This is a genomic window from Acinetobacter sp. A47 (genome assembly GCF_000805455.1).
In the GTDB taxonomy this organism is placed as follows: Bacteria; Pseudomonadota; Gammaproteobacteria; order Pseudomonadales; family Moraxellaceae; genus Acinetobacter.
The window spans coordinates 199,524-213,016 of sequence record NZ_JSUS01000032.1 but is presented as its reverse complement, the minus strand read 5'-3'; the positions used below and the strand labels follow the sequence as shown (position 1 = coordinate 213,016).

The window sequence follows — 13,493 nt, the reverse complement described above, 5'->3', positions numbered from 1 at the left end:
GATCATGTTAAAATTCTTTCATTTATCCAGATGCTATACTCAAAATAATAATGCTATTTCACTTTATTCATGTCTTTAAAATATCAGATTCCGACCTTGCTGGTTTATTCCAGAGCCATACTCGGTTTTCTCATCGTCGCAGTGACTTTATTTCAACCTGAATTTTATCCGATCTATACCGTTATTTTTCTCACCCTTGGCCTGCTGACTGATATCTTTGATGGCATGCTTGCCAGACGGCTCGGGGTTTCCAATGAACGGTTACGGCGTCTCGATTCAAATATTGATCAGCTTTTTTTTATTTGCGCCATTGTTTCAATTTACTTGCAACAGCCAGTTTTCTTTCAGCAGCATCTCCTCCCCATCCTTGTGGTGATTGCATCTGAAATTGCGATTTATGTGGTCAGTTTCATTAAATTTCGCAAAGAAGTTGCCACCCATAGTCTGGGCGCAAAAATCTGGACTTTATTCTTGTTTGCACTGCTGGTACAAATTACTTTAACAGGACAATCTCACGTCCTGTTCTGGATTGTTTTCTGGCTGGGTATGATAACGCGTGCAGAAATCATAGCCATTATCCTTGTACTCAGGCACTGGCAGAATGATGTACCAAGCCTTAAACAGGCCTTACGAATCCGCAAAGGACTAAAGGTTCGGCATAACCGCTTTTTTAATGGTTAGCTCTTCTTGTAATACCAGGCAGGTAATTGAATTTGCTTCAGTTGCTGACGATGCACCTGATAATCAGGATCGTGTTTGGCCACTTCATTCCAGAATGCTGCACTATGATCAAAATGTCTGGTATGCGCCAATTCGTGCACGCATACCGCCCGGACATTATGTTCAGGCATGAGCACCAATGCAGCACTGAGCATAATGTCATGCTTGGAACTACAACTCCCCCAACGGGTTTTCGGATTTCTGATGCTACAGGATTGATAAGGAAGTCCTGTTTCCTGACTCACCTGATCCAGATAATCTGGTAAAAACTGCTTGGCATAGGCCATGACGGCTGCCTGCAATGCTTTTTCCGGCTCACTATCGCGTATCAGGATCATCTGTTGTTGCCAATCAAACCGAAAAATATAACGCTGTTGCTGTCGTATGATTTGAAAGGGTTGAGAATGAAAAAATAGTACGAGCTGCTCAGGGAAACTTGCAGACTGGCTAAACTGTTGCTGTTGCCTATTCCATGTTTCAAGCAACCATTGCTCAGACTGCTGCAAGAATTGCTGAATCTGCTTTTTGCTACAAAATAACGGAACAGTCAGGCGAATACCTGCCGGCTCGACACGCAAGCGCAAATTTCTTGCCCTTGCATGCCGAACCACTTTAATGCGGGGTAATAAGGTTTCTAAAGAAACGGCCTGCATTATTGTGCAGTACGCTCTTCGATCCCATTATTGGTTGCAACAATCGCAATACTGGCAGCATTGAGTGCAAAGATACCGTTCGTCACCACACCCGGAATATCGTTAATGGTTTTTTCCAGTTCGATTGCATTAAGAATGTTTAAGTTAAATACATCCAGAATTACGTTTCCATTATCTGTCACCACACCTTCACGGTAAACCGGATCACCGCCTAAAGCCACGATTTTACGTGCTACAGCAGAACGTGCCATTGGAATCACTTCAACAGGCAACGGAAAATCACGGCCTAACTGATCGACCCATTTTGAATCGTCAACAATACATACAAATTTCTTTGCAATCGATGCGACAATTTTTTCACGGGTTAATGCAGCACCACCACCTTTGATCATATGCATGTGACGGTCAATTTCATCTGCACCATCTACGTAGGCATCCAGACCGCCCACCGAGTTCATATCGACCACTTCAATACCAAGCTTCTGCAAGCGTTCAGCGGTTGCATTGGAACTGGCAACGGCAGCTTCTAATTGCAATTCAGGCAATAAATCAATCAAGAAATTAACGGTACTTCCTGTTCCTACGCCCAAAATGCCGCCTTTAGGCAAATGTTTCAAAGCTGCTTTTGCCGCAGCTTGTTTTTTTTCATCTTGGGTTGCATATAGACTCATGACTTCACTCAACTATTTTGACATTTGCTGCAAGAAAACAGCGCAAATGCACAGGGGTTTGCTACAATGATCGTCTATTTTAAACTGTTATAGGGAAGATGAACATGCTGTCTCGTGTGGTACGACAAATTTTACAGGCAACGGTTTATGATGTTGCAATTGAAACACCGCTTGAAGCAGCTCCACGAATTAGTCAAAAAATTAATAATAACATTCGATTTAAGCGTGAAGACTTGCAACCGGTCTTCTCTTTCAAGCTCCGCGGTGCCTATAACCGCATTAGCCAGCTACCTAAAGACCAGCTTGACCGTGGGGTCATCTGTGCATCAGCAGGCAACCATGCGCAAGGGGTTGCCCTGTCTGGAAAAAAATTAGGCATCCCGGCCATTATTGTCATGCCAAGCACGACACCGGATATCAAGGTACAGGCGGTTAAAAGCTTGGGTGGTCAGGTCGTTTTGCATGGTGACAGCTTTGACGTTGCCAATAAATACGCCAAACAACGTGCGGAAACCGAGGGTCTGGTCTTTATTCCACCTTATGACGATGAACTGGTTATTGCTGGTCAAGGGACCATTGCCAACGAATTATTACGCCAATGGCGCGATGTAGAATATGTATTTGTCGCAGTTGGCGGCGGCGGGCTGATTGCCGGTGTGGCCGCCTATCTGGGTGAAGTGGCACCACACGTCAAGGTCATTGGGGTTGAATATGAAGAATCTGCCTGTCTAAAAGCAGCACTTGAGAGCAATGAACGTGTTGTATTACCACATGTCGGCCTCTTTGCCGATGGTACAGCGGTTGCTCAGATTGGCGAGTTACCTTTTGATATTATCCGTTTACGCAAATCAGATAACTCGGGCCCGATTGTAGACCCTGATATTGTTACGGTAAATACCGATGAAATCTGCGCTGCAATTAAAGACACCTTTGATGAAAACCGCAGCATTGTTGAGCCATCAGGTGCCATGGCTCTGGCCGGAATCAAGAAATATGTTGCAACCCATCATCTGACCGGTAAAAACATGGTCTCGATTGTATGTGGCGCCAACATGAACTTTGACCGTTTACGCTATATTGCTGAACGTACCGAGCTGGGTGAACGCCGTGAAGCCATTTATGCCGTGACCATTCCAGAACAAAAAGGTGCGTTTCTCAATTTCTGCCGGGCACTTCAAGGCCGTAATATTACTGAATTTAACTATCGTGCCAGCTCAAGCAATCTGGCTCAGGTCTTTGTCGGCATTAGCCTCAAAGGTGGCGAAACTGAACGCCATGAAATTCATAATATGTTGAAACAGCAATATGAAGTCGATGATCTGTCTGATGATGAAGTTGCAAAACTGCATATCCGTTATCTGATTGGCGGTCATGCCAATATTGAAAATGAGCGTCTGTTCCGGGTTGAGTTTCCAGAACGCCCTGGTGCTCTACTGACCTTCCTTGAGCGCCTAGGCCCAACCCATAACATTACCCTGTTCCATTACCGTAACCACGGTGCAGCAGAAGGCCGTGTACTGGTCGGACTGGAAGCCACGGATGCCAAACAGAACCCGGATGGTCTGATTGAAACATTAGAGCAGATTACTTATCCATATGCTGAAATCAGCAACAATATTGGTTATAAGCGCTTTTTAAAATAAGCTGTTCACCCTCTCTTTTCAGGTTTCCCTCCACTGTGAGGGCAACCTGTACAAACAACCATGTACAATAAATTCATTTCTGCGATTTATTCAACACGTGTCTCAGGAAACTCTGATCAGTGTACTAAAGGTTGTTCCGGCAAGTGTCACCACAAAAGCCCGTCTAGTTGAAAGCTCATCCTTAAATTGAAGCAGAACCTGGCAAAATCCGACCAGGATAATTATTTTTCAAAAGGTTTAAGAAACATTTAAAGCAAACTATGGTGTCTTGATTTTTATCAGTCCCGGCAGTTACTTTTAGAAGCGACAACACAAAATCATTACAAACAGAAAAATTATTCCATCTTAAAATGCATAAAAAGACATTTTTATCATTTAGTTAAGGACAGTTATGGCACAGTTTGCAGTCATTGGTTTAGGTAGTTTCGGGGCAACTGTTGCGCTAGAGCTGACCAAACTCAATCATGATGTCATCGGAATTGATACCATTAAACGCAATGTAGAAAATCTGGCTGATCGCATTACACATGCTGTTATTGCCGACGCAACAGATGAACATGTGCTGGAAGAACTGAATATACAAAATTGCGATGCTGTGGTCGTGGCAATCGGGGAAGATATTGAAGCCAGCATCCTGTGTGTACTCAACCTGAAAAATCTAGGTGTCGAAAAAATTCTGGTCAAGGCCAAAACCAAGGCACATCACACCATCCTTTCCCATTTAAATGTCAGCAAGATTATTCACCCTGAAGAAGACATGGGTGTGCGTGTTGCACAGGCACTAAACTACCCAATGGTAAGCCGCTATATGTCGCTGGATGATGATCATTACATCGTCAAGGTTCCAGTCAATGAAAAGCTGAACAATGTCAATCTGTCCGGGATTTTAAAGCAGGAACCCAATATCAAGCTGTTATTGCTAAAACGCCAGCAACAGATTTTCTATGAAACGGATAGTCATTTTACCTTGCAAACAGATGATGTGCTGATTCTGGAAGGTTCGCTTGGCCACCTCAGAAAACTTTCAGGATGTTTTGCATAATATGGCTTTAAAAATAAACTCCCAGAAAATTTTTAACCTGAGTCCGCCATCTTTACTGGCAATCGGTTTTTTAAGTTTTATTGCCATTGGCACATTATTACTCAAACTCCCGATTGCCAATAAAGGCAACTTGAGCTGGATGGATGCCTTATTTACCGCAACATCAGCGGTAACCATTACCGGCTTGTCCGTAGTCAATCTAAATGAGTCATTCAATCATTTTGGGCAGTTTATTATCCTGTTATTGATCCAGTCCGGTGGTCTGGGTTTTATGACCTTTGCCATACTGGCAGCGTTAAGCCTGGCACCCAAGTTAGGTCTTAAACAGCAAATGATGGCACAAGATAGCCTCGGTCAAACCAGCCTGTCTAAAGTGACCTTTGTGGCAAAAGGTGTAGTGCTCTACACCCTGTTCTTTGAACTGATTGGTGTTGTGATCTTAACCACTTCATTTGCACCAATTTATGGATTTGCCCGGGGGCTTTACTACGCGATCTTCTACAGTATCTCGGCCTTTAACAATGCCGGATTTTCATTATTCGACAACAGCCTGATCAATTTTCAGGGACATTATCTGATCTGCTTAACCATTAGCCTGCTCTATACCTTAGGTGGAATCGGGTTTCTGGTTCTGATCGATGTTAAACAGAATAAACGCTGGAGCAAACTGACACCCAACAGCAAACTGATCCTGAGTACAATTGCCATCTTAAATCTGGTTGCATTTGTACTGATCTGGCTGCTGGAATCGAACAACCCCTTAACCCTGGGTTCAATGAGTCTGGGCGAACAAGCCATGAATGCATGGTTTCAAGCCACCGTTCCGCGTTCTTCCGGCTTTAACACCATCAATACAGGGGCAATGGAACATAGCACAGCATTACTGACCATGTTATTGATGTTTATCGGCGGTGGTTCACTCAGTACCGCAGGCGGCATTAAGGTTGGTACCTTTGTGATCCTGCTGCTCTGTGTACTCTCTTTTTTACGGCGTAATGAAGAAATCCGGATCTTTAACCATTCTGTTTCTGCAGAAACCACCTATAAGGCTCTGGCTGTCACCGCAATTACCGGTATGCTGGTGTTTGTAGGCTGCTTTATTATTTTACTGCTGGAACCCAAACTTGATGTGATGGACTTAATGTTTGAGGTGGTGTCTGCCGCCTGTACGGTTGGCCTCTCACGTGGCGCAACCGGACAATTGCATGACGGCAGTTTGTTTGTCCTGAGTGTGTTGATGTTTACTGGCCGGCTCGGACCGTTAACCCTTGCCTACCTGATTGCGACCCCGAAAAAGAGCCGCCTCAAACATGCTAATGCCAATATTCAGATTGGATAAGTCTGCGCTGGCTGATCAATCACAATCACTTGCTGGCAGATACCATCTGCCTGACGCTGTCGCTCGAATACGGCTTTCGGCATAACCTCAAAATGATCACAGAAACTAATCTCCTGATCATCAATTGAATAGATCAGGGATTGGTTTCCCATACCTTGCAAAGTGTCATAAAACACGATCACAAATTTGCCGCTCTCAAAAGCCTGTTGTATCTCGGCATAAGTTAAAGCAGCCAGAACAGGAAGCTGGAGACGTTCAGCCTCCAGAAAAATGTGCTTTTCCTTGTAATCCATATCCGGATCAGGTGCGGTATGGAACGAGACCTCATAACCCAGTTTTTTCATTGCGACAGCCAGCGCAATGGTAAAAGTTCCTTCGTTGCGATCATGACGGCATAACCGGATCAGGTCAGCAATATCAATGTGGGTCTGATATTGCTTCAAGATCAGCCACAGCGCAAACACGCCACAATTGGCTTCAAGCTGCAATAATGGTTCTGGAATATGCAAACTCATTTAATACCAGTTCATCAATGAGACGCCCAAACCTGCATAGGTCGCACGATGATTATAATCAATCAGGCTTTCACCATAGCCATCAAATAGTTGCAAATGACCACGTAACTTGCCTGTGATCGGGAATGCCCAGTCAAACTGTACTGCACCATGTGAACGGTCGCCACCTTTTAATGAATGACGCAGCATGAGTGAAAAGTCATTATCACCCTTGCGGTAAAATGCAGTTAAATCACCACGGCCGACATAATCCTTAATATCCGGGTTATTGTCATCTTTGGCATCTTCCTCTACCCGGTACCATGGACGAAGCATTAATGCGAAGTTATCTTTTTCAAACCCCAAATTAAAAATTACACGGTTCCAGCTACGTGATAACGGGTCAGAACGTCCATTGGACTGATGATTGAGCGTTACCCCGAGCAAACGGGCGTTCAAACCCAGAATTTCATAATTGGTCCTGAACATGAGGCTTGCCTCAGGCTCATAGTTGGTTTCACGGAAAGGTCGTGACTCGGCCGAGTTATACACCTGCCAGCGTGAAGACTGGGTATAGCCTAACCACAGGTCTCCGTTATTGCCAAAAATGTTTTCCCAAGCCTTGGTCTTGAAAGAAATCTGGAATTTGGCTTCACTTGAAGTCAGGTCCTGCTTTTCTTTCACTGTATTTTCAGGATTCGGGCTACTCGGAAACTCGTTTTTATCACTGGTCCAGAAGACTGGCAGTAAATACACAGGTTGGTAGGCACGGATATTCCACACCCCTAACTTGCTATCTTCCGATAATTCCCAGCGGCGATCAAGCAAAGAGACATTCGGGTCAAATTTTGGTGCAGCCCCTAGAAGATGCAGATCACTCACCTTTTGAACCACTTTTTCTTTTAACGATTCCGGTTGAGGTTTTTCCGCATTGGATCGTAGCGGTGCAGCCGCAGCCATTGCCGGTTCAGGTGCCTGTACTGGTGACGGCATTACCGTCGTTGCCTTATTAAACAGACTATCGTAGCAAGCCAGACGTTCTGCATTTGAGGCCAGAGCCACACATGCATCTACGGTGGCCGGGCTAGCCGGGGCGGTCACTTGTGCATGTGCCAACGACGTAGTGAAACCGAGTATCGACAAGATACTCAGCTCCAGATAACTACGTTCAAAAGATTTGAACGCCATAGAATACTCCATTGTTCTTTTAATTAACCTGCTTGATGCTGAATCCAAGTTTCTGCAATTCTTCACGTTTTGCAAATGGTGCTACCACTGCTTTTACCGGCTTTTGGGCCAGTAAATACTGTTTGGCAACCCGTTGTAAATCGTCCAGCTTCACGTTTAACAGACGTTCACGTAAAACCTTACGGAATTTTGGTGTACGTGCATGCAGCAATGCATAACAGGCTGTAATTGCTTCGCCAGCCGGTGAGCCCGGTTTGTCCATACTTGCCACCAGGCCAAGAATGGCTTCTTCAAGCTGATGAGGCTGCTGCTCGGTATGTAATAACCATTGCACACTCGCCTCAAAATCATTGAAGGTTTCTGCCAGACGCGGATCACGATAGCTATAGAAACGGAACGAACATGCATTACCATCATAGCTTGCGCCCCCGCCATACGCACCACCTTTTTCGCGAATGGCACTATGCAGGAAACCATTGCGCAAATAGGCGGCCAAGACCATCAGAGGTGCTGCATCTGGATGTGCCACATCCACAGCCTGATAAGCAGACGCACAGAATTGTACATTGGCCTGAATCAACCAGGCTTCATCATCTGACGTATTGACCTGTTCAACCCGGGTTAACTGAACAGGTGTCTGATCTACCGCTAGCTTGTCCCAGACCTGCTGGATTTCTTCAATCAGACGGTCAGACTGATGTTCTTCACATACCAGCAAGAATTGTTTAGGCGCTTGTAGCAACTTGCGGTGAATCGCCTGTAATTCAGTGATCAATGCCTGATAAGCAGTATCATCCTGATCAATTTTGGCAACCAGATCGCTGAGCCAGTTTAATGCACCCAAGCCTGTATTGTGATAATCACGGCGTGCAAGGGCACTCATTTGGCGAGAGGCAGCCTGCATCGCATAGCTATGACCAGAACCGGACAAACGTGACTGCCAGCGGGTTTTACGTTGTTGCAGTAATTCAATAATGCGATCTTTCTCATCGAAACGCAGCTGCTCAAAAGCAAGTTTTAGCAACTGGATTGCATCCAGCTTTTGAGTCAGTGACTTGGTGGTTAACGTCAGCCATGCACTGATCCGGTCTTTGTCATCGACCTTGCTACGCAAAGACGCTCCCATTCCCAGCCCGCCACTGACTGCTGTCTGGATTTGCTGGAATTCAAGATAGTCATATTCACCGGCACCGACTTCACCCATCAGGATTGAAAGCAGATTAAAATAAGGTGACTGCACGATTTCATCAGGAATCTGAATCAATACTTGCTGGTAGTAAATCCCGTTGGTTCCCGCATGATACAGGTTTAACGGCGTATCCAGACCATTACAGATAATTTCACGCAGCTGGCCCTGAACGATCTGTAACTCGGCAGGTATATCTTCCAGTCCGACTTTTGGCAATAACTCAAGATTATCCGGGGTATCCTGACGCTGCTTCAAGGCGGCCGTTTTTTCCTGAATCTCGACTTTTTGTGCTTCGGTTAAACTGGCAGTAATCTCGGCCAGACGTGCCTGTTCGGCCTGTTGCTCTTTAGCCGATTTGGTTGCATCAGGCACTAAAGTCATCTGTACACGATGCGGATTGTCCAGCAAATAGGTCTGGATCAGACCAGATAACCACATCGGGTCTTTGAGTTCATCCTTGACCTGTTCAATTGCCGAATCGACATCCCAGACATGCACAGGATCGTTATGATGAATTGCACTACTCAGGCCATTTAAAATCAGGCTCAGGCCATACGGTGTGCCATCGCCATTAATTTCACGCTGATGAAGCTCGATCTGATGAAGAATTGCGTCAACCAACTCACGATCAACCGGCTTGGACGCAACGTCTTTGAGGATGTTCAACACCCCTGTTTTAAAGCTTTCTGCATGTTCTGCATTAGAGCCTTGCACGCCACAGTAGAACGTCATCTCGAAGTTGCTGTCATCCACTCCCATTAATGGGCCTGTTGATTGCGCATAGCCACAGGTTTCCAGATAATGACGCAATGGTGAAGCCGAGTTTTCCAGCAAGATTCCTTCCACCAGACGCATGCCCAGACGTAATTTAATATCGCTGGTTTCTGGTAATAGCCATGACATGACATGATAGGTTTTGTCTTTAAGGTCTTCACTATCAACCGCATAGCTCTCAGTCACCTCAACCGGAGCTGTCAGGCGTTTCTCAGGTTTTGAGTATAAAGTGGTGCCTTGAGAAAACTTGTGTAATGCCAGCGTCTCAAACTGTTCTTGCAGGTCATAGGCACTTTGGTTACCAAAGGTCATAAACACCGCATTACTTGGGTGATAATGGGTTTTATAGAAATCGACCAGTTGCTCATAGCTTAAATCTGGAATGTCTTTTGGGTCACCGCCAGAGTTATAGTGATAGGTTGTTTCAGGGAATAAATGATGCGCCAGCTGATGATAAAGCTGATCTGTTGGCGAGCTCATCGCACCTTTCATTTCATTGAAAACCACACCTTTATAAACAGCCTGATCATTTTCCAGCTCAATACGAATCCCTTCCTGAGCAAAATCTAAAGGATTGAGATTCGCTGCAAAAGCGGCGTCCAGATATACCGACAACAAGTTCTGAAAATCTTTTTTGTTTTGGGTCGCAAATGGATAGGCAGTCCAGTCAGCTGCGGTAAAAGCATTCATGAAAGTATTCAGTGAACGACGGATCATCAGGAAAAACGGGTCCCGTACCGGAAATTTCTCAGAACCGCACAAGGCGGTATGTTCCAGAATATGTGCCGTTCCTTTTGAATCCATTGGCTGGGTTCTAAATGCCACCAGAAAAACATTTTCATCATGATTGGTCGCCAGATGATAGTGAACTGCACCTGTCACTTTATGCTTATATTCTGAAACTTGAATATCGAGTGCTTCTACATGGTGTTGACGTACTAGCTGAAACGCGGGATGAATAGTTTGAGTAATGCTTTCAGTAACATCTACAGTCATGTGATCTCCAGTTTATCTCTATTAAATCATTACGATTGATTATAGAGAGTCTACCGAAGAATACGTATCGATATCCATGCAAATTACTCAATTTTTGTAGAAAAATGCAGCGGCCAGACTTGGTACAGTCGTTTAAAAATTTTTCCATAAATGACAATGAACCTGCTTTACAGCAACAAGCCATAATCATTTCGGGCAGAGTCTGTAATTTCTCTCGCATTCAGGTAGTACTCTCCAGTTGCTGTATAACTCTGGTTTTTAAAATAAATAAAATGAATTTCTTTCAACAAACTATTGTAATCCTGAGCATTGGTGTAAACTTTGCTTTTTGATTTTTACTGTGATGACAAACATGGCAACTGTTGATCTTTTTGCAATTGGTAATGCACTCATTGACCAGGAATTTAAAGTTTCTAATGAGTTTTTAATAGAACAAGCTTTGCAAAAAGGAACCATGCAGTTGGCAGACGGCGAGACACAGGCAAGCTTATACCAAAAACTACAGGCCACCCAAAGCTATAAAGGTCAAGCCAGTGGCGGTTCAGCAGCGAATACCAGCGTTGCATTTAGCGCATTGGGTGGCAGTGCATTTTATGGTTGCCGTGTAGGAAATGACGATCTGGGCTCCATCTACCTATCTGGCTTAAATGAAGCTGGTATCAACACGGCGACCCGGTCAATCAGTGAAGGCGTAACAGGCACCTGTATGGTTCTGATTAGTCCGGACTCTGAACGTACCATGCAAACGTATCTCGGTATCACGGCAGAACTGACTGCCGAGCAGATCGACTTCGAGCCGTTAAAGACAGCGAAATGGCTATATATTGAAGGTTATTTGTCAACAAGCGATACTGCCCGTGTCGCAGTTAAACAGGCACGTGAGCTGGCTAAAGCACATGGTGTTAAAGTCGCACTTTCCTTGTCTGACCCGGCAATGGTGCAATATGCACGTCAAGGTCTGGAAGAACTTCTTGATAATGGTGTCGACTTGCTGTTCTGTAACGAACAGGAAGCCCTGATGTTCACCAATACAGACAATCTTGATGCAGCCATTGAAATGCTGAAATTAAAAAACCAGCACATTGTGATTACCCAGGGCGCCAAAGGCGCAGTCATTGTAGATGCAGCTCATCAGTTCCATGTCAATGGACGTGCAGTTGAAGCGGTAGATACCAATGGTGCTGGTGATGCATTTGCTGGTGCATTTTTATATGCAATTAATGCAGGTTTAAGCTTGGAAGCAGCAGCTCAACTTGCTATTTTAATCTCTAGCGAAGTTGTTGCACAATTTGGCCCGCGTTTAAGCGTGGAAAATTATGCAGAGCTTTTGCAACAATTTAAAAAAGCTCAACAGGAATGTGCTTAACATGGAAAAGATTTGCATGACTGAAGAAGTCCCTGAACGTGAGTCTCGTGCCTATGACACGATGAAAGGGACAACCATCTTTATTACACAAAAAGATGGCAGCTTTTATGCCTACCAGAATGTTTGCCCGCATTTGCAAACAGAGCTCGAGTTTTTGGAAAACCAGTTTCTCGATCAGGACCGTGAGTACATCCAATGCTCTACCCATGGCGCGCTATTTTCCGTTGAAACTGGCGAATGTATTTCCGGGCCATGTCTGGGTGAATTTCTTGAGAAAGTCAATCTGGAAGTCCATTCCGATGGCGGTATCTATATAGATTGATGCTTAAATCATGAATTCTGCAATGACCGAGTTTTTCCTGAATTATTACCTTATGCCATTTCATATGAGCGTAGTGGCTTTAATTGTACTCAGCATTGCAGAAACCATTGGTATTTTTATTGGTTTGCGTCCAAGCCAGCTGGTCAAGAAACTGGCACCAGAATGGTTACTGAACTCACCTTTGCTTGATGTAAAATTTTCCAAATACCTGATTTTTGTTTTCTTGCTTATTAACTTTAGTTTTGCAGGCTACTTTCTGGAACTGTCCTTCTTTGCCCTGCAACACTACTTTATTTCACCTTATTATCTGTTTGTCCCAGCCCTGATCATCGATATCTTCTTTACGGTCTTTATGATCCACTGTCTGGATCAGGTGATTAAACCCAAAGTAACACATACCCATACCAATCTGGTGGGCCGTCTGGCGACAATCTCCACAGGCAATGCCCGTCCCGGTTTCTCGGCACAGGCACGGGTCCGGGATGAATTTGGGCAGCTGTATTATGTGCAGGTTGAACCCGAGTATGGCGAACTCGAGTTGCAGTCACAAGTGTTACTGATTAGCCAGAAATCAAATTCACACTATCTTGCAAAAAAGATTTCCCTTTCAAACAACCTGTTTACCCCCGACTAAAAGTCTTGAAATTACGGTTAACCCGATCTTTAAGCTCAAACCAAACACAATGTTACAAAAGTACACAATAAAAAGTTTAAATTTATACCTTTCTTTTTTAATTCATTCGTGATCTAGAAATTCTAAAAAACATAAAAGTGAAGTTGATCACATTTTTTCAAATAAACTCTACCTATACACTAGGTTTTGCAGATGTTACATTGTAAAAATATTTTAAATATGTAACCAAAATGATAAGCCACTGTATATATTATAGATTTTATATTCATACTATTTTAGTGGGTTTAACTTTTATTTAAATTATTTTAAAACCAAGCTTTTTAATCAGATTTTAAATTATATATACAACTGTTTTAATCAGGTTTTAAAATAAAATCATATTATTTTAGTAGGATTAAAAAATTATTTTTAAAATTTTCACAAAATAAAAATAAGATATTGTTTTTAAAACATTATTTATTA

Annotated in this window: 12 protein-coding genes; 7 read left to right on the top strand and 5 right to left on the bottom strand. The window is 43.8% G+C overall.

What is annotated here, in order from left to right:
• Positions 1–69: 69 nt before the first annotated feature.
• Complete coding sequence (locus OC23_RS07595) at positions 70–681, top strand: CDP-alcohol phosphatidyltransferase family protein (protein ID WP_038343963.1); 612 nt, start codon at positions 70–72, stop codon at positions 679–681.
• Here OC23_RS07595 and OC23_RS07590 read toward each other — a convergent pair.
• Positions 678–1,373: a SprT family zinc-dependent metalloprotease gene (locus OC23_RS07590; RefSeq protein ID WP_038343962.1), complete on the bottom strand. Its 696-nt coding sequence runs from the start codon at positions 1,371–1,373 to the stop codon at positions 678–680. The genes OC23_RS07595 and OC23_RS07590 overlap by 4 nt on opposite strands.
• Positions 1,373–2,044 carry a ribose-5-phosphate isomerase RpiA gene (rpiA, locus tag OC23_RS07585; protein ID WP_038343961.1) on the bottom strand — a complete coding sequence of 224 codons (672 nt, stop codon included), beginning with the start codon at positions 2,042–2,044 and terminating at the stop codon, positions 1,373–1,375. The genes OC23_RS07590 and rpiA overlap by 1 nt, the downstream gene beginning before the upstream one ends.
• Before the next feature lie 98 nt (positions 2,045–2,142).
• Here rpiA and ilvA point away from each other — a divergent pair, with 98 nt between their 5' ends.
• From ilvA to OC23_RS07570, 3 genes are all read left to right on the top strand, one after another.
• Positions 2,143–3,687 carry a threonine ammonia-lyase, biosynthetic gene (ilvA, locus tag OC23_RS07580; RefSeq protein ID WP_171194763.1) on the top strand — a complete coding sequence of 515 codons (1,545 nt, stop codon included), beginning with the start codon at positions 2,143–2,145 and terminating at the stop codon, positions 3,685–3,687.
• Between the two features lie 391 nt (positions 3,688–4,078).
• Positions 4,079–4,729: a potassium channel family protein gene (locus tag OC23_RS07575; protein ID WP_038343959.1), complete on the top strand. Its 651-nt coding sequence runs from the start codon at positions 4,079–4,081 to the stop codon at positions 4,727–4,729.
• Between the two features lies 1 nt (position 4,730).
• Positions 4,731–6,068 (top strand): TrkH family potassium uptake protein, encoded by a 1,338-nt coding sequence (locus OC23_RS07570; RefSeq protein ID WP_038343957.1) that lies wholly within the window; start codon positions 4,731–4,733, stop codon positions 6,066–6,068.
• Here OC23_RS07570 and OC23_RS07565 read toward each other — a convergent pair.
• The 3 genes from OC23_RS07565 to OC23_RS07555 are packed head-to-tail and all read right to left on the bottom strand — an operon-like array spanning position 6,056 to position 10,709.
• Positions 6,056–6,583, bottom strand: a complete 528-nt coding sequence (locus OC23_RS07565; protein ID WP_038343954.1) for a cysteine peptidase family C39 domain-containing protein — start codon at positions 6,581–6,583, stop codon at positions 6,056–6,058. The genes OC23_RS07570 and OC23_RS07565 overlap by 13 nt on opposite strands.
• Complete coding sequence (locus OC23_RS07560) at positions 6,584–7,750, bottom strand: phospholipase A (RefSeq protein ID WP_038343952.1); 1,167 nt, start codon at positions 7,748–7,750, stop codon at positions 6,584–6,586. It abuts the gene before it with no gap.
• A 19-nt stretch (positions 7,751–7,769) separates the two neighbouring features.
• On the bottom strand, positions 7,770–10,709 hold the full coding sequence (locus OC23_RS07555) for an insulinase family protein (protein WP_038343951.1): 2,940 nt from the start codon (positions 10,707–10,709) through the stop codon (positions 7,770–7,772).
• A gap of 352 nt (positions 10,710–11,061) precedes the next feature.
• Between OC23_RS07555 and OC23_RS07550 the strand changes: the two genes are divergently transcribed.
• Genes OC23_RS07550 through OC23_RS07540 form a run of 3 tightly spaced genes read left to right on the top strand, consistent with a single transcriptional unit; the run spans position 11,062 to position 13,031 of the window.
• Positions 11,062–12,075, top strand: coding sequence for an adenosine kinase (locus tag OC23_RS07550; RefSeq protein WP_038344389.1), 1,014 nt, complete (start codon positions 11,062–11,064; stop codon positions 12,073–12,075).
• A 16-nt stretch (positions 12,076–12,091) separates the two neighbouring features.
• Entirely contained in the window at positions 12,092–12,397 is a 306-nt protein-coding gene (locus tag OC23_RS07545) for a Rieske (2Fe-2S) protein (protein WP_104021878.1), read from the top strand.
• Between the two features lie 22 nt (positions 12,398–12,419).
• Positions 12,420–13,031, top strand: coding sequence for an OB-fold-containig protein (locus tag OC23_RS07540; RefSeq protein WP_161792274.1), 612 nt, complete (start codon positions 12,420–12,422; stop codon positions 13,029–13,031).
• Positions 13,032–13,493: the final 462 nt, after the last annotated feature.

Excerpts from the sequence above, each read along its gene's own strand:
- OC23_RS07595 (WP_038343963.1), top strand. The coding sequence starts at position 70 with ATGTCTTTAAAATATCAGATTCCGACCTTGCTGGTTTATTCCAGAGCC.
- OC23_RS07590 (WP_038343962.1), bottom strand. The coding sequence starts at position 1,373 with ATGCAGGCCGTTTCTTTAGAAACCTTATTACCCCGCATTAAAGTGGTT.
- rpiA (WP_038343961.1), bottom strand. The coding sequence starts at position 2,044 with ATGAGTCTATATGCAACCCAAGATGAAAAAAAACAAGCTGCGGCAAAA.
- ilvA (WP_171194763.1), top strand. The coding sequence starts at position 2,143 with ATGAACATGCTGTCTCGTGTGGTACGACAAATTTTACAGGCAACGGTT.
- OC23_RS07575 (WP_038343959.1), top strand. The coding sequence starts at position 4,079 with ATGGCACAGTTTGCAGTCATTGGTTTAGGTAGTTTCGGGGCAACTGTT.
- OC23_RS07570 (WP_038343957.1), top strand. The coding sequence starts at position 4,731 with ATGGCTTTAAAAATAAACTCCCAGAAAATTTTTAACCTGAGTCCGCCA.
- OC23_RS07565 (WP_038343954.1), bottom strand. The coding sequence starts at position 6,583 with ATGAGTTTGCATATTCCAGAACCATTATTGCAGCTTGAAGCCAATTGT.
- OC23_RS07560 (WP_038343952.1), bottom strand. The coding sequence starts at position 7,750 with ATGGCGTTCAAATCTTTTGAACGTAGTTATCTGGAGCTGAGTATCTTG.
- OC23_RS07555 (WP_038343951.1), bottom strand. The coding sequence starts at position 10,709 with ATGACTGTAGATGTTACTGAAAGCATTACTCAAACTATTCATCCCGCG.
- OC23_RS07550 (WP_038344389.1), top strand. The coding sequence starts at position 11,062 with ATGGCAACTGTTGATCTTTTTGCAATTGGTAATGCACTCATTGACCAG.
- OC23_RS07545 (WP_104021878.1), top strand. The coding sequence starts at position 12,092 with ATGACTGAAGAAGTCCCTGAACGTGAGTCTCGTGCCTATGACACGATG.
- OC23_RS07540 (WP_161792274.1), top strand. The coding sequence starts at position 12,420 with ATGACCGAGTTTTTCCTGAATTATTACCTTATGCCATTTCATATGAGC.